Source organism: Bacillus atrophaeus (assembly GCF_001584335.1).
GTDB classification, from domain to species: domain Bacteria; phylum Bacillota; class Bacilli; order Bacillales; family Bacillaceae; genus Bacillus; species Bacillus atrophaeus.
This window is the reverse complement of sequence record NZ_LSBB01000018.1, coordinates 694,059-717,260: the sequence shown is the minus strand read 5'-3', so window position 1 is coordinate 717,260 and position 23,202 is coordinate 694,059. Positions and strand designations below refer to the sequence as shown.

Sequence of the window (23,202 nt, the reverse complement as noted above, 5' to 3'; positions counted from 1 at the left end):
TAATAAAAATAAAATACTGTTCAGGCGAAGCACTAAATGACCGGATTTGATTCCTGTCAGCTAATACCATAAATGACAGAAAGGGGCGGCGGGAGCATGCTTGAGGAGCTGAGTAACAGCCTTGATTATATCGAAGAGAATTTACAGGAAGATATAACGATTGAAGAGATTGCGAAAGCTGCGTACACATCAAAATTCCATTACCAGCGAATGTTTTTTATGCTGACAGGATCGACCGTATTTGAATATATCCGAAGGCGCAGGCTGACATTGGCGGCCCAAGAGTTAGCCGCTTTCAAAGCAAACGTGATTGATGTCGCCTTAAAATTTGGTCATAATTCCGATGTTTTTAAGCTCGTCCGCTATCTTTTTAAGCTCTCTTTTTAAATCTTTTGGCAAATATGATGGGGCTTTCACTTTATCATTCGGCGCCTTTATTTCTTGCTCCCGTCGTTCCTCAATCTCTTGTTTTGTCAAGTTTTTCTTGCCTTTATAGAGTAACAAATCGACTGGTTGCCGCGGTCTAGCCATTCCCTCACCTCCTTCCGAATTTTCATTTAGGGAATTTTTTAAAATGGGGAGGGGAGCGCGGTCTCCGGCGTTCACCCCTCAGCGATTTTAGGGTGGGGGGTGCTCATTTCCTCATTCAACTGCAACATTGCGGCTTCTAATTTCTTTTGTTCTTCTTTTAATTTCTTTGTATACAGATCGAATGCTGTTTCCTTTTTCATCGTTGCACGAAGAGCAAACAGTTTCTTTACCTTCTGTTGAATACTCCTTATGTCAGCATTCGTCTAATAGGATGTATACTCGGTCCGACACCGTGGACACTTGATATAATGTTCACGGATTTCGTCATCATGCTTCCTAATTTTCGAGCAACCTTTGACTAGGATCATTGTTCCACATTCATCACACATGCATGTTTGATGTTCTGTTCCCAAATCCTCCGTCCTCCTTCGCTGTCTTTCTGCTGTGGCACGGCGCGCATAAAGGCTGCCCTATTGCTGGAGTCCCAAAAGAGTTTCATGTCTCCTTTATGCGGTTTGATATGATCGACTACTGTTGCCGGGACCCGTCTACCTTCCATCATGCACGATACACAAAATGGATGCTTTGACAGGTAGCCAAGACGTGCCTGCCTCCACTTGCCGTTATACACCCGTTTGGCAGCGGACTCCCGGTATTGATCATAGGCTGGTTTAGTTCGCTTGTGCTGTTCGCAGTAACTTACTCGAGTCAGGTTAGAGCAACAGGGTTCACTACAAGGTTTTAATGATTTTAGCATTCTATCACCTGGGTAAACAAAAATAGACCTCCAAAAGAGGCCTGTCATACTAGAAATCCATTTCCTTAATCATTCGATCTTGCTTTGAGGTTAATTTATTTTGAAATTCTATATATATTTGACTTAACTCCTCATAAAAGTTTTCTTCCAATTGGTTTACGTTATCCGTTAGTTCTTGTATATTTTTATTTAATTTATCTAAATCCCCATTAAAATAACCTTGCATATATTCATGACTATGTACGTTATGAAATTTTTGCGTTAAAACTTCTGCAGTATTGTAATACTTTTCGATAGCAATGATTTTTTCTTTATACTCTATCCAAATTTTATATCCTTCACCATCTACAAATATAAGTTCATCTTTAAATTTCTCTAAGTAATCAACTGTAAACTCTTTGTATGGATCTCTTTTTTTTAATTTTAATTGTCCAGTCAAAGAAAAAAAGAACCGATCATTAATGTAATTGTTGCCCCTAACTCCCGGAAGTTCAAATTTATTAATCCTATCAACATCTGTTATTACCTTATCAAGCCTATATAGTTGTTTTGGTAATTCATTTCTGTAGTATAAATCCTCATTAGCTTTGATTGTCTTTTTAACACCTATAAATGTTATACCTCCTCCAATTATTGCACCTATAAATGCAATACAGGCAGATAGTATTGTGGTATCAATTTCACCAAAGAGAGCTTTAGTTACACCAGCATAAATTATAAGATCAAATAGTATTATCGAAAAAATAATAATCCAAAAAACATAGTCCCAATTAATTTTTGTCGTTTGCTTATTCATTTCTCTCACTCCCACCTTATATTATCGGTGAAAGAGAAGAAATAAGGAATAATTTGCAGAATTTGTCGAATGATTCACCGTAAAGCTTTACTTCCTTAATCACAGAATTACTTTTGCAATTGAAAATTTAGTGCATAGTTTTATTGGTGACATATAAAAAAGCGCCCTCCCTCATTAGCAGTGCCGCTCCTCAATTTATTATTACCTATTACAATAATACCTTACTGAAAATAAAATGGTGTGCCGTTATTCTGCCAAGTTTGTGCCATTTTATTATTTATCTTTTATAAATCTTAAGAACTTCATTTCTTTTAAACTATCTTTAAACATTAAAAATTGCAGTGTCAAAATAATTAATGCTATTACTAGTATTATTATTGAATGTATTACCTGAGCAGTCCGAGAAATAGCTTCAATAGAATCTCGTTCAACAAGACCAAATATCATTATTGTTTGAACTACCACAGTCCACAATACAAACACTTGAGAGCGTTTCTTTATAGTATTGTCTGTATAATTTTTAAAAGACTTTATACCTTTAATGGTTCCCTTTATATCATGAGGACCCTTGTTATCTGTATGTAAAACCTCTATTGCGGTTCCATCTCCGGGATCTAAATAGTCAAATTCTATGTGCAATATATTAGGCTCATTAGAACTATGTTTAATTGAGATGTCATTTGTTAATTTAGTTTGATTTAAGATTGTTGCAGAAATAATTTCCTCACCGCTATTAACTTCAAACCTTATAGGATCTTTCGCGGATATATCTTGACCATTAATTGTTTCGTTCCCGTTATTTCTAATTTTGATTATTGTATTATCTAGTGTTTTTATAGACTTACCTTTAATGTTAATCTCAATATCTTTCGCTGCAAAATTGTCTTTTCCAACAACTCTACGAGTACTAAGCAAATATGCAAAATCACGTTTGATTTTTCCTTTTGAATAGGAATAAACCGCAAATATTATTCCGATAATTCCTATTAACGAACCGACCCATCCTTGACTAAACAAATCTATAAATTTGTCCATAAGCTAACACTCCCAAAGACATAATATTAATAATAATGTACATATTAATCCAAATAATAGCAACATGGTTATCCACACAATCCACGAATTACCCATATGTTTTATACTGTGCAACTCGCCGAACTGAGCCAATCCCTTGTCCTCTCTGTTTTTAACCAATATCCCTAAAATGAATTACACACCTGTTATTTTTGAGGAATTGAAGAAAAATGCAAAGAAAAAGGCCCATCCTTGTTGTTTTGGATGAGCCAAGTTATATTTTAAATTTCTTCATGGCGTTGTTCATGGCGTCTTGATTGATTCCGATATATCGCAGTGTTGTCCGTTGGTCCGAGTGGTTAAAAATCTTCTGCAGCATAGCCACATCCTTTGTTTGTTTGTAAAAGTGATAGCCAAATGTTTTCCTCAATGTATGCGTGCCGATGTCATCTAAACCCACATACTCAGCAGCGGCCCTGAGAATCTTGTACGCCATCGACCGTGATATTGGCTTGTTGATTCCTTCACGGCTTTTAAAGAGAAATTCATGATCCTCTTTCTCTTCAACATATGCTTTAAATTCCCGTTGAAGAGCTGGCGTCATGTCGATTCTCTTTTTCTTTTTCGTTTTCTTCTCTATAAGATTGAAATAAGGGCGTTTCGCGTCACTTACTCTCAGCTGCAGAATATCCGATATGCGAAGCCCCGAATTAATGCCGGTCACAAATAGCATGTAATTCCTCATATTTTGCTCTTTTAAAAACCTCTTGATGTAGAAGATACATTCCGGATCACGTATAGGCTGTACAAAATTCATTAAGAAGCCGCCCCTTTCTTGTAGACTTCTTCTCTCAGAGCAAACGCCAGTCTGTAGAAAGCTTTTGCCTTCACACGGTAATAGCTACGCTGGCTCAGATCCATTTCTCCATATACTTCATAATCGTACATTTCTTCCGGCTGCATATAGAGCATGACAATAATTTGCCGTTCTCTTTGGGAAAGCCGGTTTACAGCCCTTTGTATCCTTTTAAGAATTTATCACGCTGAATCTCCCAATCAAGACGCTTTAATGTTGTATCTTCTGTCGATGAATGAAATTCATTTGTAATACTTGGCGGAACGATGCTATAAGTTGGTGTAACCTTTGGTAAAAAATCATCTGGCACTTGTAAAAGATATAGCCGGTATTGATCAAGCAGCTCCTCTGCTTTTGATTTAGTCGCTTCTTCGTCAATCCGAGGTATATTTAAAGTTAATTGATTCATATTTTTACCCTCCCGTTTATTTGCGTCTTAAAGCCCCGCCTTTGCCTCGTTTCAGCGTTTGCCTGTCAGCTGCCCATCATTTGCCGCCAAAAGCGTTCTGAACGCTCCTGTGCGTTTTTATTTGGCTTTTTCTTTTCCTTTTTCATGTCATCCCTCCTGAAAAAACGGACACTGATCCTTGCACAGTAATTTCTGTGCAAGGATCAGTGTCCGCAGGCTCTCCGTCTTGGACTTAATTATCAGTTTTAACCATCTCGAAAGGTGTGTTATATAGCTCTTCTTTCCTCTTGATCATAGTTTTACTGCATAATCTTTGTTCATTTTTATTTCCTAACAAAACAGTCTCTTTATTTATTGAATATAAAATATACCATTTTTGTTTTTTTTATCTTCTATATAAACACTTTGTTCGTGTGACCATTTAATAAATTTTGAAATAGGTATTAAAATAAACGGAATTGGAAGTGTAAATAAGAACAAAACAAGCATACTCACCCCAAAAACTTTCAGGTTAAACTTTTCCTTTTCTGATAACAATGAATCTATAAAAAAGCTATAGAGCTGCGTATAAAAAAGTATTAAACAAACCATAAAAACTACAACAAATAAGCCTTACATAGTCTACTAGACTTAATTTGTTGTAAAGCTCCCTCATTTGTTTATATTCACTACACCCCATATAATTCCACCAACAATTACAATCACATAGGAAAAAAATCATTAGGATCGGGTATAATGTCCCTAATATAAAATGTAGTTGGATATAATACAATCATCCATAATAACGTATTTAAAACATGTTTAATTGCTTTAAAGATAAACATTTGTTCTTTTGAAAACAATTTTCGTTCAACAACATAGCCGAAAAAAAGAAACAGGTTTAATATTCTTTAAAATAAAGAATATACAAGTTAAAATACTAGTGATCTTTAATAACTTAAATAATTCACTTAAAGCTTGATCTAAACTCATTTAATTCCCCTTCTCACTTATTATGCTGCAGCTGCATTTCTGGCAACACGCATTTGGTCGGATTTCTATATTTAAACTAAGTTCACAAAACATTAACAAAAATTACCTTGTATATTTTTGCATATAAAGAGATAATACAGTTGTACTAAAAAAACAAAGAGAGTGTTTAAAATGAAATTGAAAAAAGTTTTAACTGGTTCTGCATTGTCCCTTGCTTTACTTGTTTCTGCCGCTCCTGCCTTTGCTACAAGCCCTACAAACCATAGTACAAATCACGAATCAGTATCACCCCAAGCGGTTTTACAAGATTATTATCTAGGGGCTAATTCTAGAGCAGAACTGAAAAATGTAATTGAAGTTTTCGGTACAAAATTTTATTTAAAAGATGCATGGCAAAATAGTGACGGATCTTGGACTGGCTTTTATCAAGGCTGGGTTTAATCTTTTCAGGAGATAGGGACTTTCATCCCTATCTTTTTTTAATTCCGTTGTATTGAGCGTAATCATATTCAGGGCAGCTGCATTCGATCAAACACCGCACATCCATTCCCACTCATTCAAAAAATGATCAATGTCGAGCTGATCCTCATTGAAATCAATTTCCTCCAAAGGCTTCCCGGACTTATGTAGAAAGGCGTTATTTTTGAAACGTGGCAGCTTCCGAATAAGCCGATCTATTTCCACCGCGTCTTTCCATGGATCGGGTTCTTTCATCTTCATTTCACGCCATGCGTTAAAGTCATGAAAAGGGCAGCCGATGCAGCTAGACTTTGCCGGTGTCCCAAGCCCTTCACGTTCAACATAGGTAATGCAGCGTGAACGATCTATGAAAGCCACATCAACCAAAGGATGCTCGGCTACTTGCCATATTTCCCGGCTTGGCTTAACCCGCTGAATTTCATCGGTATTGATGCCTTTCCAGGGGTGAACGGATTTTCCTGTTAACCGGCAGTATTTTATATTCGTTTGTACATTGCCGGCGGGCGATGCCTATTTCTCCTTTTGAATCCTGAGTGAAGAATGGAATACTCGCGAAACGATCACCTGTCTCAGCACCTTGTACAATGTCATCTCGGATATTTCTGTTATCAGTAAAGATGATTTCTCGTCCATAAGTTCTCTTGATATACTCGTTTATTTTCCGGGTCCAGTCGTAAACGTGTTGAGGCTCCCAGCCAGTATCAGAGAAAATGATTTAGTCAGGAATAACACCATTTATTTCACCTTTCAAAGCCATAAGGAGAAGGGCCGTTGATTGTGTGCCCCCTCCGTATGAAAGAACGTGTATATGATTTTTGCCATCGTCATATTGCTGTTTAATCATGCTGTCATCCCCCTATCCTCGGCGAACCGCAATTGCAAAGAATAAAACCGCCACCATCGCCCCAAGGAGCCAAGCATTTGTCTTATTACGCTTGGCAATGATTGTTTCATCGCCGATCAATTTCAGATCGTCTGACTTTGCCACGAGCACCGGTATGTAATCTGGATGCACTTTTAGATATTCTGCAGCCTGCTCAACTGTCATCGCTTCATCTTTCGTGGATTTGACTGCCCGCTACCACGCTTAATTATTATTCACATGTAATTAAAGAACTCCGTGAAGAAGATACACGAAACACCCTTGAATTATTTGAAAAAATGCCGACCGCGTAAACATTTGTATAGCAATGTGCAAAAAATGTGCAAAATAATATAAATTCACATCGTTATCCAGCGGGTTCTTACACAAATAAGAAACTCAAGAAAACGACAAAAACCCTTGTTTCACAAGGGTTTTTCTGTTTTACAGACATTATTAACCTGCACCTATCTTATGTAAAAAACGCTCTAGGAGAGATTCGAACTCCCGACCTACAGTTTAGGAAACTGTTGCACTATCCGCTGTGCTACTAGAGCCTGAACCACTTATCTATCTTAGCGCGTAAAATGATAATTTTCAAGAACTTTGTCTTTACAATCCACCGAATACTTTATAAGCCGCTCTTGTCGTATCCTCGTCAATTCCGATATACCTCATGGTAATCGACGGAGAAGAATGGTTTAAGATCCGCTGCAGTTCAGCAATGTCTTTTGTCCGCTGATAAAAATGGTAGCCGAACGTCTTTCTGAGTGTATGTGTGCCGATTTCTTCAAGTCCGCATGCCGCCGCTGCTTCTTTTAATATTCGATAAGCCTGAATTCTTGAGATCGGCTTGTTTGTTCTGATGGATTTAAACAAATATTCATGCTCCTTCATGTCTCTTGTATAAGCATAAATCTCAGCTTTCAATGATTCTAATATGAGGATTTTCCGCTTCTTTTTTGTTTTGCTTTCCGTTGCCCATAGATGGTCTTTGTTTCTCACATCCTTTACTTTAAGCGGCAAAATGTCAGAAATCCTGAGCGCGCTGTTGATGCCGAAAATAAACAAAAAATGATCACGTTTGTTTTTTCGAATTAAATAGTTTTTTATTTCTTGAATTTTTTCTAAATTTCGTATGGGTTGAACGATATGCATCTTGCTTCTCCTTTAAAATTGCAGTCATTATGATTTCTCGGACAAATTGCCCTCAAAATCCTCCTTTTTAGCTTATGTAACGTTTTGAGTCTATTGTTACTAGTATAATAGAAAACCCTTGATTAATAAAGCTTAAACCTCTTTATGTAACATAATATACATAGTGTTACATAAAGGGTAAAAAACCTTAACATGATCATCAATCTCATAAAAAGCATTTAACGGCTCGATATGCTGTTTTTCCTCTAGCGAGACTTATAGTATTCAAATGAACGAAAAAATTGATTACAGGTCATTCTGAGGTCTCGTCAACTTTGATATTTTTATAAAAATATGTAAAAAAAGACACAATATGAAATTGTGTCTTTTTAATCTTCATCCTTTACATCAATATCTTCTGGAATCGGTTCATTTAATATTTCCTGTATCAGTTCTTTGTATGTTTCCAGCTGTTCCAAATGGGTGTTAAATTGTTCTTTGTTAATTAAGTACTGCTGCCCGTCATGGACAGCGCGAATTTTATTCGCCATCACTAGATTCTCGATATACGCTTCAGGAAGATTAGTAAACTCTGCTGTTTCTTTAATCGTTAAATACATGACCCAACTTCCTTTCAGACTCATATTCTCCGGCCATTCTGAGCCTTTAAAAGAATGGCTTGCTTTTACTTGCTGCCTGCTCCGTATCCTCAGATTTTATAATGCATGATGAAATAAATCAATAGAATGAATTTAATGGCTTTCTTAAATATAACAGCCTTATTTCATTGAGCTATCAGTCTTGAGACAAATGACTAGTCTCATCTAATCAAATATACACATAAATACCCTCTATAAATATTCAGAATATTTCATTTGTCACTTGTAAAACCATCATAATTTCCTTACGCTATAGATGTAAGATATTAACTTTAGGAGGGAGAATATGAAAAAAAAGTGGAATCTCTGTTTAACCGTCCTGCTAAGTGTCATGTTGGCCGCCGGAATTGCGCCTTTTCAGGCAGAGGCGAAAAAACCGCAAAAAAACTATGATGAGTATACTCAGGTAGATGTTGGGAAAGACGGCATGGTCGCAACCGCCCACCCCCTTGCTTCTGAAATCGGGGCTGAAGTCTTGAAAAAAGGCGGAAACGCCATTGACGCCTCAGTTGCCATTCAATTTGCATTGAATGTGGTAGAACCTATGATGTCCGGCATTGGCGGAGGCGGATTCATGATGGTCTATGACGGCAAGACAAAAGACACTACGATCATTAATAGCCGTGAACGCGCTCCAGCCGGCGCCACTCCTGATATGTTTCTTGATGAAAACGGAAAAGCGATCCCATTTTCTGAAAGAGTAACAAAAGGAACAGCCGTCGGTGTACCTGGGACATTGAAAAGTCTTGAGAAGGCTCTCGATATGTGGGGAACGCGTTCGATGAGGCAATTAATCGCTCCTTCTATTAAACTCGCAGCAAAAGGATTTCCTATCGATTCTGTCTTAGCAGAAGCTATTTCAGACTATCAAGACAAATTATCCCGCACTGCAGCCAAAGATGTTTTCCTTCCGAATGGCGAGCCGTTAAAAGAAGGTGACAAACTAGTTCAGAAAGATCTTGCGAAAACCTTTAAATTAATTTGGCTTAAAGGCACAGACGCCTTTTATGACGGAAAATTCGCCAGAACCCTGTCAAACACGGTGCAAGATTTTGGCGGATCAATGACTGAAGAAGATTTAGAAAACTATGATGTGACGCTCGATAAGCCAATGTGGGGAGAATACCAAGGCTATCAAATCGCCACTACGCCTCCTCCGAGTTCAGGCGGTGCATTCTTACTGCAAATGCTGAACATTTTGGATGATTTTAACCTTTCACAATACGATATCCGCTCATGGGAAAAATATCAACTGCTGGCAGAAACGATGCATCTGTCTTACGCAGATCGCGCAGCTTATGCAGGTGATCCCGAATTCGTAAATGTTCCTCTCAAAGGTTTGCTCCACCCCGACTACATTAAAGAACGCCAAAAGTTAATCAGTTTAGATAAAGTGAATAAAAAGCCTGCAGCCGGTGATCCTTGGGTTTACGAAGAAGATTCAGCAAATTATAAGCAGGTTGAACAGCCGAAAGATAAAATAGAAGGCGAAACCACCCATTTTACCGTGGCGGATCGCTGGGGCAATGTCGTTTCCTATACGACAACAATTGAACAGCTATTCGGAAGCGGTATCATGGTTCCGGGATATGGTGTCGTCTTAAACAATGAATTAACCGATTTTGACGCAGTCCCAGGCGGGGCGAATGAAGTTCAGCCGAATAAACGGCCGTTGAGCAGCATGACCCCAACCATTTTATTTAAGGATGATAAGCCTGTGTTAACTGTAGGTTCACCAGGCGGCGCAACCATTATTTCCTCCGTTCTCCAAACCATCCTTTACAACATCGAGTACGGGATGGAACTGAAGGCAGCCGTTGAGGAGCCGAGAATCTATACCAACAATATCAACTCTTACCGGTATGAAGATGATGTTCCTGAAGACGTGATCAGCAAGTTAAATGGCATGGGGCATAAATTCGGCAAAAGCCCTGTGAAAATTGGAAACGTACAAAGCATCTTTATAGACCATGAAAACGGAACTTTTAAAGGAGTCGCCGATTCAAGCAGAAATGGAGCGGCGATTGGTGTTAATTTAAAGCACAAGCGATGATCTGATAACCGAACAACATCAACAAGCCGTTTTTATCACAAAAACGGCTTGTTTTCTATTATTATTTTATTGATTGATCAGATTCTCCGCTCAAAAAATTCATTCTTCTTTACTCCAATCAAAGCGGACTATGCGGCATTTTTTTCAAATCGTCAATTAATTTTTGAAAAGCGCAAGTCGCAAAAAGGTCCTTCCTGTAAATAAATGATACATTCATTTCCCGATATGGCTCAGGCAATGTATGAACGTATAAATCCTCTTTATTTCTTAAATGGCTAAGGGTCGATTTCGGCAGTAATGATATCCCTAATCCGGCGGAGACGCCGCCTAAAATCGCCTCTAATGTTCCGAATTCCATCATTTTATGTTGAAAAATACCTTCTTCGTTTAGCAATCTCTCCACTCTTGCCCGGTGAGAGCAGCCGGCCCCAAAAAACAGCAAGGGCCTTTGCAGTAATTCATTCAACGTGCTTTCTTCTGTTTCTGAAATTAATATTAATTCCTCATCAAAAGCAGCAATTTGCTTAAGATCCGGATGTTCAACGGGTCCGTATACAAAGGCGCCGTCCAGTTCATAATGGAGAACTTTTTGCACCAGGGTGTGTGTATCCCCTGTGATCAGTGACAAATCAACCTCAGGAAATCGGCTATGATAGTCCGCCAAAAGTTTTGGAAGATGAATCGCGGCTGTGGTTTCCAGTGAGCCGAGCCGCAGAGGCCCTTTTGGATACTCTGTCAGCTGCGCCGATTTTTCAGCTTCCTTTAATAAGTGCAGAATGTTGTTTGTATAAGCCAATACATTTTCTCCTGATGCTGTTAAGATCATTCCCCGATTCGTTCTATAAAAGAGTTTGGTGTTTAGGTGGGATTCCAGCTTATGAATTCGATTTGTTACGTTGGACTGTACATAGTTTAAGGCATCCGCCGCCTTGGTGATGCTTTTTTCCCTGGCAACAGCCTGAAATATTTTCAAATCTCCGCTTTCCACTTAAATCAGCCTTCCTGATATTATTTATATTGATCGCGTCTATCACTTTTGTTCATTTTACTTGATGTAAACAGGTGTGTAAAATATGTAAATACAAAAGAGATCTCATCATTTAGGGGGAGAATGAAATGAAAGCGATTATTCATGATGGAAAGAGCGGCATTGAGGGACTGAAATATAAGGACGTGCCTAGTAAAACACCGGCGTACGGCGAAGTATTGGTGAAAATAAAAACAGCGGGATTAAACCACCGTGACCTATTTTTAATGAAAGCCCGATCTGAAAATGATCCAGCTTTCATTCTTGGTTCTGATGGTGCAGGGATAATCGAAGCAGTAGGAGAAGGTGTAAAGGGCCTTTCTGCCAATACAGAAGTCATTATCAATCCAACGATGAATTGGAAATCAGCTGATAACCTCCCGGAGGTTCCAGATATTTTAGGAGGACCTTCTGACGGCACATTTTCTGAATATGTAATCATACCTGCGGAAAATGCAGTGAAAAAACCAGCCTATCTGTCATGGGAAGAAGCAGGCGTTCTGCCATTATCAGCACTGACAGCCTATAGGGCACTTTTTACAAAAGGCAAGTTAAAAAAAGGTGAACACATCATTATACCGGGAATCGGAGGCGGTGTGGCAACTTTCGCTTTATTAATGGCAAAAGCTGCGGGAGCGAAAGTAAGCGTCACCTCCCGCAGTGAAGATAAAAGGAAAACAGCTTTAACAATCGGAGCCGACTTCGCCTTTGACAGTTACGGCGATTGGAAGAAAAGCCTGAATGGCGAAAAGGCTGATATCGTTCTGGACAGTATAGGTCCCGCGGTATTCTCTAACTATTTTGAAGTCCTGAAGCCTAACGGCCGGATTGTAAGCTTTGGGGCAAGTTCAGGAGATACAATTGACATCCCGCTGCGGTCCCTTTTCTTTCCGCAGATCAGCATACTGGGTACTTCAATGGGCAGCAGTGAAGAATTTACTCGTATGGTTCATTTTATGGAGCAGCATTCGCTTCGGCCTATTATTGATCAAATGTACCCTTTGCAGGAAGCTGCTGCTGCATTCAGCCGAATGAAACACGGGGGCCAATTTGGGAACATCGGACTTTCCGTGATTTGAAAAATTTATTTTTTACGACACGGCGTTTTAACAAATTTAGACACCAAGCCTTCCCTGGCATTTTTTCTTACTGGGGTACCGTCAGGAAAATGCGGATTTACAACGCTAAGCCCATTTTCAAGACGATTCCCCCTGTCTTTAACAACGTTAAGAAAGTTTTAGTGGTCTTAAAGAATGTAATGATACCAATTTCTCCGAATTAAAATGGTATTCTCCTAGTAAATTAATATGTTCCCAGCCTAAAGGTGACATATGATGCTATGCAACTGCTTTTGTTAGATGTAGAGTATTCCAAATAAATCATCCGCTTTCGCTAAAGCATCTTCATATAAACGCCGTTAAAGCTTAGACGGATCTAGTAAACTTCCACGGAGCGAAGTGATAAATCCTTATTTATATTAGATTCTAATTCTAGCGAAACATTACATCGAATAATTTGGGTTTGCAATAAATAAAGATTAAAAATCTATACATAAGCCAAATTCCTAAACATACAGGAATTTGGCTATATTTATGTTGAAATTTACTTCCGAAAAGTTATGGGTATCCCATTTTAGAATTTCTTTAACGGTGTTAAATAAGCACTTTCCTGACGCTCCCCCTTACTCACAGATTTGAAATGTATGAAACCTGAATAACGGCCAAAGATATTCGGATTTAACGCAAATAAAAAATTCAGGAACCGGCTAATGCAAAACCAGTTCCTGAATCATATATAAAAACCCCTTTATTTACGGTAATACTGAACTCCCCATCAAATAACGGTCAACTTCGCGCGCCACTTCACGGCCTTCGTTAATTGCCCATACAATTAAACTTTGGCCCCTTCTGGCATCCCCTGCAGCGAAAACTCCGTCAATATTTGTTTTATAATCCCCATATGCTGCGTTAATTTTATGATTTGTTGAATCTACGCCAAACTGTTTTAATAGCGGCTGTTCTGTGCCTTCAAAACCGATGGCGATAAAGACAAGCTGAGCGGGCCATACTTTTTCCGTTCCAGGCAGTTCGTGGAATTCGTATTTTCCGTGCTCATTTTTTACTTTTTCCATTTGAATGGTATGAAGCTCTTTTAAACGTCCGTTTTTGTCAGCGACGATTTTTTTGGTTTGAATCGAGTATTCTCTCGGATCTTTTCCAAATTTGGCTTCTGCTTCTTCATACGCATATTCAAGTGTAAAGACGTGGGGCTGTTCAGGCCACATGTTGTCGCTCGTGCGTGCTGCCGGAAGCTTAGGATGCTTACCGAATTGATACACACTCCGCGCTTTTTGGCGCAATGCCGTTGCCACACAGTCAGCACCTGTATCTCCCCCGCCGATGACAATAACATCTTTCCCTTTTGCGTCAATGAACCGTTTGTCTTTAAAATTAGAATCTAAATAACTTTTCGTAGCAAGCGTTAAGTAATCCATCGCTAAGTGGACACCTTTAGATTCCCTGCCTTCCATTAATAAATCACGCTGTTTTTGAGCCCCCGTACAAAGAATGACAGCGTCAAATTGCTCTTTCAATTCATCAGCCGTGATATCCACGCCGATTTCGGTATTTGTGACAAAGTCGATTCCCTCTTGTGTCAGCAGTTTTATGCGGCGTTCTACAATTCCTTTTTCAAGTTTCATATTCGGAATCCCGTATGTTAAGAGGCCGCCTGCCCTGTCTGCGCGTTCAAAGACAGTGACGGAATGCCCGGCTTGGTTCAGCTGGTCAGCGCTGGCAAGACCGGCCGGACCCGAACCTACAACAGCAACTTTTTTGCCTGTGCGTTTTTTTGGTATTCTCGGTGTAATCCAGCCGTTTTCAAACCCTTTGTCAATAATGGTCCGTTCAATATTTTTAATTGAAACGGCCGGGTCAGAAATCGCTACTGTACAAGATCCTTCACATGGAGCGGGACAAACCCGCCCTGTGAATTCCGGAAAGTTATTCGTTTTAACGAGACGTTCCAAAGCTTCCTTCCATCTGCCCCGATAAACAAGGTCATTCCATTCGGGAATCAAATTGTATATCGGGCACCCTGATGTAAATCCGTTAATGTCCGCACCGATTTGGCAAAACGGTGTACCGCAATCCATACACCGCGCCCCCTGCCGTTTCGATGCTTCCTCTGAAAAAGGAGCCGAATATTCTTTCCAATCTTTTAAGCGAGTGAGAGGGTCCCGCTCAGCTGGTTTTTCTCGTTTGATTTCCATAAATCCAGTTGGTTTCCCCATGTTCCTCTCCCCTTTCTTACTGTGCTACTGCTTGTTTTTGATCTGCAGATGCTTTCGCTTTTGCCGCCGGCTTCGTGTTGGCTTCAAAAGCATACATAATAGCCTCTTCTTCTGATAAGCCCGCCGCTTTTTGTTCTTCGATGCTGAGGAGCATTTGTTTATAATTTTTCGGAATGACCTTCACAAACTTCTTAACGGTTTCTTCCCATTGATTAAGGAGATTTTCCGCTTTTGGACTGTCTGTGTATGCCGCGTGTTTTTCAATCATTGCTTTGACGTCTTGAATTTCTTGCTCATCCTCTAATGCTTCGAATGAGATCATTTCAAGATTACATTTGCGTTTAAACGCTTTTGGATCATCCGTTAAGACGTAGGCGATACCGCCAGACATCCCGGCCGCAAAGTTTTTGCCTACATCTCCAAGTACGACAACCCGGCCTCCGGTCATGTATTCACACCCGTGATCCCCGATCCCTTCAACAACAACGTTCACTCCGCTGTTCCGAACGGCAAAGCGTTCTCCGGCACGCCCGCTGATAAACGCTTCTCCGCTTGTCGCGCCGTAAAATGCCACGTTGCCGATAATGACATGATCGTGTGAGGAGCAATTGAACGTCTCAGGCGCTTTGACGATAATTTTCCCGCCAGAAAGCCCTTTTCCGACATAGTCATTTGAATCTCCAGTCAAATAAAGTGACATGCCTTTCGGAACAAACGCGCCGAAGCTTTGGCCGGCCGATCCTGTGAAACGGAGCTTAATGGTGTCATCCGGAAGGCCTTCCGCACCATAGCGTTTTGATATTTCGCTTCCCGTTACGGTTCCTGCCACACGATTTGTATTATTAATCTCTACATCGACATCCGCTTCTTTTCCTGATTCAATTGCTTCTTTTACAGCCGGAAGAATCGTCGTCATATCAAGGGATTGATCAATTTTATGGTTTTGCGGTGTTTGGAATGTGCGCACACCCTCTGGCTGATACAGAAGTGTGGACAGATCAAGCTGGCTTGCTTTCCAATGAGCCTTCGCCCGTTCGCTGATTTGCAGCACATCCGTCCGGCCGATCATTTCATCGAATGTTTTGAATCCTAAAGCTGCCATAAATTCACGGACTTCTTCAGCAATAAACAGCATGTAGTTCACAATATGGTCAGGGTCGCCCATGAATTTTTTGCGCAGCTCCGGATTTTGGGTCGCCACGCCGACCGGACATGTATCTAAATGGCAAGCGCGCATCATGACGCAGCCGAGAACAACTAGCGGAGCTGTCGCAAATCCGAATTCTTCCGCTCCGAGTAATGCTGCCATCACTACATCACGGCCCGTCATCAGCTTACCGTCTGTCTCTAATACGACGCGTTCGCGCAAACCGTTTAACATCAATGTTTGGTGTGCTTCGGCAAGCCCGAGCTCCCATGGAAGACCAGTATGCTTAATGCTTGTTTTCGGGGATGCGCCAGTTCCTCCGTCGTAACCGCTGACCACGATAACATCCGCGGTTCCTTTTGCAACGCCGGCAGCAATCGTTCCGACTCCCGCTTTTGAAACCAATTTGACACTGATTCTGGCGTCACGATTCGCATTTTTTAAATCATGAATCAGTTGTGCCAAATCCTCAATCGAATAAATATCATGGTGAGGCGGCGGTGAAATTAGTCCGACTCCCGGTGTTGATCCGCGAACGTCCGCAACCCAAGGGTATACTTTGTTGCCCGGAAGCTGTCCGCCTTCTCCCGGTTTCGCGCCTTGCGCCATTTTTATTTGCAGCTCATCTGCATTAACAAGATAATGGCTCTTCACACCAAAACGGCCGGATGCGATTTGTTTTATCGCACTTCTTCTGTCATCACCGTTTTCATCCGGGGTGAACCGTCTTGGATCTTCTCCGCCTTCTCCGCTGTTGCTTTTTCCGCCAAGGCGGTTCATCGCAATCGCCAATGCTTCGTGTGCTTCCTGACTCAATGAGCCAAATGACATCGCTCCGGTTTTAAAGCGTTTTACAATAGATTCAGCCGATTCTACCTCTTCAACTCTGAGAGGTTTCCGGCCATCATGGAAGGAGAACAAGTTGCGTAAAAATCCGATTCGTTCTTCATCAGCTGCTTTAGAGTACTGCTTAAATAAATTGTAATCATTATTGCGGCAAGCCCATTGCAAGGTATGAATGGTTTTCGGATTGAATGCGTGATGCTCTCCGCCGTTTCTCCATTGGAAATCACTTCCGGAATCAAGCGTTTGGGTGTAATCATCAAGGTAGGCGTCTTGATGGCGGCGTTTGGCTTCTTCCGCAATCGTATTCAGGTCAATTCCGCCAAGCTGTGATGCCGTACCGGTGAAGAAACGGTCGATGACATCGCTGCTGATTCCTACAGCTTCAAAGATTTGGGCGCCTCTGTAACTTTGTACAGTGGAAATACCCATTTTAGACATCACCTTTACGACGCCTTCTGTAATGCTTTTTCCATACTTGCTGACAGCCTCTTCATAGCCGATATTCAGCCGGCCTTCGTCAATTTCTTGTTTATAGGTTGCATAAGCTAAGTATGGATTGATGGCGTCTGCTCCATATCCGATTAATGCTGCGAAATGGTGAACTTCACGCGCTTCACCGGATTCAACGATGATACTGACTTTTGTGCGTTTTCCTTGCCGGATTAAGTGCTGATGCAATGCACTTACTGCTAGAAGCGGCGGTATTGGAGTCAGGTTTTGATTCATCGCTTTATCGGACAAAATCAAAAGGCTCACACCTTGGTTAATGGCTTTCTCAGCTTGTGCAAACATATCCTCAAGGCCGCGCTCCATATCTTCATCGAACAAGACATTGATTTTTTGGCTTTTAAAATCAGGATGAACGATTGTTTTCAGCGCATAAAATTGCTCATTTGATAAAACCGGTGTGTATAGCTTAATACGGCGCGCGTTTCTTTCATTTGGGTGAAGCAGGTCTCCTTCCGCCCCGAGCCAAGTCATCGTGGATGTCACAAGCTGCTCGCGAATTGCATCAATCGGCGGATTCGTCACCTGGGCAAACAGCTGTTTAAAATATTGGAACAATGATTGCGCGCGGTCAGATAAGACGGCAAGCGGCACGTCATTCCCCATGGAGCCTAGCGGGTCTTTGCCTTCCGTAATGACCGGAATTAAATATTTTTGAATATCCTCATACGTATAACCGAAGGCTTTTTGACGGACTAGAAGGTCTTTAAACTGCTCTTCTTCCCTTGTCTCAGGGTCCGGGTTCACTTGGACAAGCTCTTCCTCAAGCCACTTCTGGTATGGGTATTCATTTGCAATTTCAGATTTTACTTCTTCATCTGAAATGATGCGCCCTTCTTCAAGGTCAATCAAAAGCATTTTTCCAGGCTCCAGACGATCTTTAAACAGTACATTTTCCTGCTCTACCTCAATGACGCCGACTTCAGATGAGAAAATGATATGATCATCCTTTGTGACGTAATAGCGTGCCGGACGAAGACCATTACGGTCCAAAATGGCACCGATCTGTCTGCCGTCAGTAAACGAAATGGCAGTCGGCCCGTCCCATGGTTCCATCAGTGAGCTGTGATATTCATAAAATGCTCTTTTTTCTTTAGACATGTGTGTGTTTTCTGTCCATGGCTCAGGAATCAGCATCATCGCTGTGTGCGCCGGCTTTCTTCCTGCCATGACAAAGAATTCAAACGCGTTATCGAGAATAGATGAGTCACTGCCGTCTGCATTCAAGATTGGTAGGATCTTTTCGAGATCGTCGCCAAAACTTTCAGATACAAATTGCTGTTCACGCGCTCTCATCCAGTTGATATTGCCGCGCAGTGTGTTAATTTCTCCGTTGTGGATCAAATAACGGTTTGGATGCGCTCTTTCCCAAGTCGGAAATGTATTGGTGCTGAATCGAGAATGGACAAGTGAAAAAGCTGAAACAAAGGATTCATCCTGCAAATCAATATAAAAAGCGTCAACCTGCTCAGGCGTTAACAGCCCTTTGTAAACAATGGTTTGGCTAGACAAGCTTGCAAAATAGAAATCGAGTTCCTCTTTGACTCCCCAATTTTCAGCCTGTTTGCGAATGACATACAATTTACGTTCGAAGGCAAGATTGTCTTTCACCTCTGAACCTGCGCCGATAAATACTTGCCGGACAAACGGACAAGTGTTTTGTGCCACTGTTCCGATTTTTCCGACATTTACAGGTACAGTTCTCCAGCCAAGAACGGTTTGCCCTTCCTTTTCAATATATTGATTGATTTGTTTTTCAATTTTTTTTCTTTCATCCGCCTTATTTGAGAAAAAGACCATTCCTACCCCGTAACGTCCTTTTTCTGGCAGCTCCATCTCTCCGCACTCTTTTTTAAAAAAAGCATCAGGGATTTGAACCATTAAGCCTGCACCGTCTCCGGTATCCGGATCGCTGCCTTGACCTCCTCTATGGTCTAGCTGGCAAAGCATCTTAAGCCCTTGTTTGACGATGTCATGTGTCGGATGGCCTTTCAAGTGTGCATATAGGCCGATTCCGCACGCATCATGTTCAAATTCTGGACGGTAGAGACCTTGAGCTTTCGGCATGTGATTGTAAGTCATAATTCCTCTCCCCCGATCAATTTCCGTTAATTACCGGTCATAAAATCTAACAACTCTATCTTCATTGTAGGTTTTCAAAACAATATAAACAATATATAATTTAGATCAAAAGCATCTCAAAATGAGATAGATGGGTGTGAGACTAGTATGGAACTGCGCCAGCTGCGTTATTTTATGGAGGTCGCTGACAGAGAACATGTGTCAGAAGCCGCTGATCATCTGCATGTCGCCCAATCGGCCATCAGCAGACAAATCGCAAATCTCGAAGAGGAACTGAATGTTACTTTATTTGAACGGGAAGGCAGAAATATTAAGCTGACACCAATAGGAAAACAGTTTTTAGATCATGTAAAGACGGCCATGAAAGCAATTGACTACGCGAAGGAGCAAATTGATGAATACCTTGATCCGAATCGCGGAACGGTAAAAATCGGCTTTCCGACAAGTCTTGCCAGTCAGCTCTTGCCGACTGTAGTCTCAGCATTTAAGGAAGAATATCCGAATGTAGCATTTTTACTGCGCCAAGGCTCTTATAAATTTTTGATAGAAGCAGTGAAAAACAGAGATATTGATATCGCTTTATTAGGACCCGTTCCGACCCATTTCCCAGACATAGAAGGAAATATTTTATTCACAGAGAAAATTTACGCGCTTGTTCCATTAAATCATCCGCTTGCAAAACAAAAAAATGTTCACTTGGTCGATTTGCGAAATGATCAGTTTGTGTTGTTTCCGGAAGGTTTTATTCTTAGAAATATGGCGATCGACGCTTGTAAACAGGCTGGCTTTGCCCCTATTGTCTCAACAGAGGGCGAGGATTTAGATGCAATAAAAGGGTTAGTTTCTGCCGGGATGGGTGTGACTCTTCTGCCTGAAAGCACATTTGCCGAAACCATTCCGCGCTTTACTGTGAAGATTCCGATTGAATTTCCTGAAGTCAAACGAACTGTCGGCATCATTAAGCCGAAAAACAGGGATCTTGCTCCGTCGGCGAAGGATTTTTATGAATTTGTTATTCGCTTTTTCTCCAGACTGGAGCAATATAAATAAATGAAAAAACCCGAGCTTCAACATGAAGCATCGGGTTTTTCTGTGCCCGTATATCTTATTTCTTCTATTAAAGAGGCAGAGACAATTCAACATGACAAACAAACGCTTCTTGGTCAATCACTGCTTTGTTTAACATGTCTTTATGTTTTAGAGGGTCTTTCTGCCAGGTTTGAAGCTGGGCTGAAGAAAAGTTTACAATTCCGAGTCCGAGTTCCTCGTCATTTTGATCTAGCAGCCGGACGACTGATCCGCTGCTGAACCTTCCTTTAATTTCATTTACCCCTTCCGGATATAAGCACAATTGTCCGCCCGCGATTTGATCAGTGCATTCATCAACAAGCACAATTTCGCCTTCCGGACCGGAATTAAATGCGATCCACTGTTCTTTATGATTTAAAGGAAGTGTTCCTTCCGCTTCAAAATAAGTGCCCTCGGCTAATTCAGTAACCGCATGCCGCAGAATATCCGGGGAATCCGCCTGACCGAGAAATCCTTTAATGCCAGAGGCCATAACGATTTTAAAGGCATCAAGCTTAGATCGCATTCCGCCAGTTCCGACCTCGCTGCCCGCGTCACCCGCGCATGCTTCTATGTCCGGTGTGATGTCACTGACTTTCTTTAATCTTTTTGCGTTAGGATTCCTTCTCGGATTATCATTGTATAAGCCGTCGATATCAGACAAAATGGCAAGCATATCGGCGTCGATTAATCCGGCGACCTTCGCAGCAAGCGTGTCATTATCCCCGAATTTAAGACGATTGACCGTTACGGTGTCATTTTCGTTAATAATCGGGATAATCCCGCGCTCCAGCAGCACATTCATTGTATTACGAACATTGTTATACCGATATTCATCCGAAAAATCACTTCTCGTAATTAGAATTTGAGATGCAATATAACCGTGTGATAAAAACAATTTCGAATAAGCTTCCATGAGAAGTCCCTGCCCGATTGAAGCTGAGGCTTGCTTTTCGGGCAGACTCTCAGGCCTTTGGATTAATCCGAGCTTGCGGTATCCCGCCGCAACAGCACCGGATGAAACCAAAATTACTTCATATCCGCTATCTTTCAGTTTAACAATTTGATCGACTAATGTTTCTAACTTGCGTCTGCTGATCTCCCCTTGAAGACTCGTCAGTGAACTGCTTCCGATTTTCACAACGACCCTTTTAATCTCTGTATCAGACGTCACTGTATCACTCCTGTTATCCGCTTTTATAGTGTTGCTGTCGCTTTTTCGATATTTTCACTAATTTCAATGGAACGGTCAGTGGCGTTTTTAATTGCTTGAGAGATCGCTTCTCCGCCGCCGCATTTTTTCAAAGCTTCCAGTCCGGCTGCTGTCGTCCCGTTCGGCGAAGTGATATTTTTTCTAAGAACATTCGGCTGTTCTCCTGTTTCCATTAACATTTTGGCGGCGCCTAACAGCGTTTGTGCGCCGATGCTTCGTGATAATTTCTTATCAAGTCCGGCTTCTTCTCCCGCTTTTTCGATGAATTCCATTAAATAATAAAAATAAGCAGGTCCGCTTCCGGCAATTCCGGTGAAAATATCCATTTGGCTTTCCTTAATGATATACACTTCACCCATGCATTTAAGCAATAATGCCGCCAGCTTTTTCGAATCGCCTGACACATAATTGCCGAGCGCCATGGCTGTAGCGGAAGCACCGATCATGCTTGACGTGTTTGGCATCGCTCTGATGACCGGCTGTTGGTTATGCAATGATTGTTCTATAAATGAGGTTGTAATGCCGGCTAGCACCGACAGTATTAATTGATGGGGTTGGATGCGCGTTTTTAAGGATGACAGAGCGCTTTCTGCGTCTTTTGGCTTCATGGCCAAAATAAACACATCAATATCTTCACAAGGCATATTGTCCAGCGTAACGCTTTGTATCCCGTATTTGCGTTGAAGTTCAGTTAAACGCTCTGTATTGCTGCGGTTTGTAACGCAGATGTTTTGTTTCGGAATTTTGTTGGCCCGAACGATACCTGATATCATTCCCTCTGCCATGGATCCAGCTCCAATAAAAGCTACTCTTTTTTGATCAAAGATCGGTAACATCTCCTTTATTGCTCAAATTTTCACACGTTTAAAATGTTACCACGTGAGGATACGATGTCAAGTTTGAAGGTCTTATTGATTCTTATTGTTTCTTTTCGACAAATATGTATAATGGAAAACAGAAACACCCGCTCATATACTGGATTTCGGGTGTTTTGGCTTTTATTAAAAATTATCTGACAGTGCTTTTTCAATCAGGTTTTTGCAGCGGTCGAGTTCGATTTTCAGCTGCTTTTTATATAGTTTCGCTGCTTCATAATCTTTGAACTGGTAGAGAACAACCTCCTGCAGCTTGGCCCCTTCTTTTTTGACTTTTATTTGTTTTAAGATCCCGTCATCAAGCAGTTCATGGAGCGACCGATAGACTTCCGTATGATTCGGTTTAAAGCCAATCTGTTTAAACTCAGATCGCAGCACTTCGAGCAACTTCAGGCCATACAGCCTTTCTTGTTCTGTCATTGTAATCATGTAGAGTTTTAAAAACGCGCGTTGTTTCACTAAAAATCCGGTAGAACTTCTTTTTTCTTCTTTCATGCGTATACACTCCTTCTATTAACTGAAAACACTATGTACTAAATATTCAATTCCCCCCTCTTTTTTCCTGCTTTTTTCTTAGATCATTATTTCGTGTATTTGTATGTGCTGTTTATATGGCTAG

19 protein-coding genes, 1 tRNA gene and 4 pseudogenes are annotated in these 23,202 nt (G+C 41.1%); 5 read left to right on the top strand and 19 right to left on the bottom strand.

What is annotated here, in order from left to right; genetic code table 11:
• Positions 1-72: 72 nt before the first annotated feature.
• Positions 73-387 carry a helix-turn-helix domain-containing protein gene (locus AXI57_RS12355; protein ID WP_326938292.1) on the top strand — a complete coding sequence of 105 codons (315 nt, stop codon included), beginning with the start codon at positions 73-75 and terminating at the stop codon, positions 385-387.
• Here the strand turns inward: AXI57_RS12355 and AXI57_RS22080 are convergent.
• The 7 genes and pseudogenes from AXI57_RS22080 to AXI57_RS22495 form a co-directional block, all read right to left on the bottom strand.
• A pseudogene (locus AXI57_RS22080) lies at positions 331-531 on the bottom strand (phage terminase small subunit P27 family); the annotation flags it as partial. The gene AXI57_RS12355 and the pseudogene AXI57_RS22080 overlap by 57 nt on opposite strands.
• Positions 532-912: 381 nt before the next feature.
• Positions 913-1,288 (bottom strand): annotated as a pseudogene (locus AXI57_RS22075) (HNH endonuclease signature motif containing protein).
• Between the two features lie 49 nt (positions 1,289-1,337).
• Positions 1,338-2,084 (bottom strand): hypothetical protein, encoded by a 747-nt coding sequence (locus tag AXI57_RS12335; protein ID WP_061670231.1) that lies wholly within the window; start codon positions 2,082-2,084, stop codon positions 1,338-1,340.
• Positions 2,085-2,357: 273 nt separating this feature from the next.
• Entirely contained in the window at positions 2,358-3,119 is a 762-nt protein-coding gene (locus AXI57_RS12330) for a hypothetical protein (protein ID WP_061670230.1), read from the bottom strand.
• Positions 3,120-3,372: 253 nt separating this feature from the next.
• The gene (locus AXI57_RS12325) at positions 3,373-3,915 is read right to left on the bottom strand and encodes a tyrosine-type recombinase/integrase (protein WP_061670229.1); all 543 of its coding nucleotides are present in this window, start codon (positions 3,913-3,915) and stop codon (positions 3,373-3,375) included.
• Positions 3,915-4,363: pseudogene (locus AXI57_RS12320) on the bottom strand (ArpU family phage packaging/lysis transcriptional regulator). The gene AXI57_RS12325 and the pseudogene AXI57_RS12320 overlap by 1 nt, the downstream one beginning before the upstream one ends.
• 16 nt (positions 4,364-4,379) lie before the next feature.
• Positions 4,380-4,509 (bottom strand): annotated as a pseudogene (locus tag AXI57_RS22495) (hypothetical protein).
• Between the two features lie 997 nt (positions 4,510-5,506).
• On the opposite strand from AXI57_RS22495, the gene AXI57_RS12315 reads away from it, so the two are divergent.
• Positions 5,507-5,776: an LCI fold-containing protein gene (locus AXI57_RS12315; protein WP_061670228.1), complete on the top strand. Its 270-nt coding sequence runs from the start codon at positions 5,507-5,509 to the stop codon at positions 5,774-5,776.
• An 87-nt stretch (positions 5,777-5,863) separates the two neighbouring features.
• Here AXI57_RS12315 and AXI57_RS22070 read toward each other — a convergent pair whose 3' ends face one another.
• From AXI57_RS22070 to AXI57_RS12290, 6 genes are all read right to left on the bottom strand, one after another.
• Positions 5,864-6,181 carry a hypothetical protein gene (locus tag AXI57_RS22070; RefSeq protein ID WP_238380181.1) on the bottom strand — a complete coding sequence of 106 codons (318 nt, stop codon included), beginning with the start codon at positions 6,179-6,181 and terminating at the stop codon, positions 5,864-5,866.
• A gap of 349 nt (positions 6,182-6,530) precedes the next feature.
• Positions 6,531-6,659: a hypothetical protein gene (locus tag AXI57_RS22285; protein ID WP_255265359.1), complete on the bottom strand. Its 129-nt coding sequence runs from the start codon at positions 6,657-6,659 to the stop codon at positions 6,531-6,533.
• A gap of 12 nt (positions 6,660-6,671) precedes the next feature.
• Positions 6,672-6,863, bottom strand: coding sequence for a hypothetical protein (locus AXI57_RS12305; protein WP_061670227.1), 192 nt, complete (start codon positions 6,861-6,863; stop codon positions 6,672-6,674).
• A gap of 298 nt (positions 6,864-7,161) precedes the next feature.
• Positions 7,162-7,234: transfer RNA gene (locus AXI57_RS12300), tRNA-Arg, on the bottom strand.
• A 55-nt stretch (positions 7,235-7,289) separates the two neighbouring features.
• Positions 7,290-7,835, bottom strand: a complete 546-nt coding sequence (locus AXI57_RS12295; RefSeq protein ID WP_003326013.1) for a site-specific integrase — start codon at positions 7,833-7,835, stop codon at positions 7,290-7,292.
• Positions 7,836-8,203: 368 nt separating this feature from the next.
• Positions 8,204-8,434 carry an excisionase family DNA-binding protein gene (locus AXI57_RS12290; RefSeq protein WP_003326012.1) on the bottom strand — a complete coding sequence of 77 codons (231 nt, stop codon included), beginning with the start codon at positions 8,432-8,434 and terminating at the stop codon, positions 8,204-8,206.
• Positions 8,435-8,759: 325 nt separating this feature from the next.
• Here AXI57_RS12290 and ggt point away from each other — a divergent pair, with 325 nt between their 5' ends.
• Entirely contained in the window at positions 8,760-10,526 is a 1,767-nt protein-coding gene (ggt, locus tag AXI57_RS12285) for a gamma-glutamyltransferase (RefSeq protein ID WP_061670226.1), read from the top strand.
• 118 nt (positions 10,527-10,644) lie between these two features.
• Here ggt and AXI57_RS12280 read toward each other — a convergent pair whose 3' ends face one another.
• Complete coding sequence (locus tag AXI57_RS12280) at positions 10,645-11,514, bottom strand: LysR family transcriptional regulator (RefSeq protein WP_061670225.1); 870 nt, start codon at positions 11,512-11,514, stop codon at positions 10,645-10,647.
• Positions 11,515-11,642: 128 nt separating this feature from the next.
• Here AXI57_RS12280 and AXI57_RS12275 point away from each other — a divergent pair, with 128 nt between their 5' ends.
• Entirely contained in the window at positions 11,643-12,632 is a 990-nt protein-coding gene (locus tag AXI57_RS12275; protein ID WP_061670224.1) for a zinc-binding dehydrogenase, read from the top strand.
• A gap of 731 nt (positions 12,633-13,363) precedes the next feature.
• Here AXI57_RS12275 and gltD read toward each other — a convergent pair.
• On the bottom strand, positions 13,364-14,845 hold the full coding sequence (gene gltD, locus AXI57_RS12270) for a glutamate synthase small subunit (protein ID WP_061670223.1): 1,482 nt from the start codon (positions 14,843-14,845) through the stop codon (positions 13,364-13,366).
• A 16-nt stretch (positions 14,846-14,861) separates the two neighbouring features.
• Entirely contained in the window at positions 14,862-19,427 is a 4,566-nt protein-coding gene (gene gltB / locus AXI57_RS12265; RefSeq protein WP_061670222.1) for a glutamate synthase large subunit, read from the bottom strand.
• Between the two features lie 147 nt (positions 19,428-19,574).
• Between gltB and gltC the strand changes: the two genes are divergently transcribed.
• Positions 19,575-20,477, top strand: a complete 903-nt coding sequence (gltC, locus tag AXI57_RS12260; RefSeq protein ID WP_003326003.1) for a glutamate biosynthesis transcriptional regulator GltC — start codon at positions 19,575-19,577, stop codon at positions 20,475-20,477.
• Positions 20,478-20,544: 67 nt separating this feature from the next.
• Here the strand turns inward: gltC and proB are convergent, their stop codons facing one another.
• From proB to rtp, 3 genes are all read right to left on the bottom strand, one after another.
• Positions 20,545-21,669, bottom strand: a complete 1,125-nt coding sequence (gene proB, locus AXI57_RS12255) for a glutamate 5-kinase (RefSeq protein WP_061670221.1) — start codon at positions 21,667-21,669, stop codon at positions 20,545-20,547.
• 23 nt (positions 21,670-21,692) lie between these two features.
• The gene (proC, locus tag AXI57_RS12250) at positions 21,693-22,544 is read right to left on the bottom strand and encodes a pyrroline-5-carboxylate reductase (protein WP_072053244.1); all 852 of its coding nucleotides are present in this window, start codon (positions 22,542-22,544) and stop codon (positions 21,693-21,695) included.
• A 165-nt stretch (positions 22,545-22,709) separates the two neighbouring features.
• Entirely contained in the window at positions 22,710-23,078 is a 369-nt protein-coding gene (rtp, locus tag AXI57_RS12245) for a replication termination protein (protein WP_003326000.1), read from the bottom strand.
• Between the last annotated feature and the right edge of the window lie 124 nt (positions 23,079-23,202).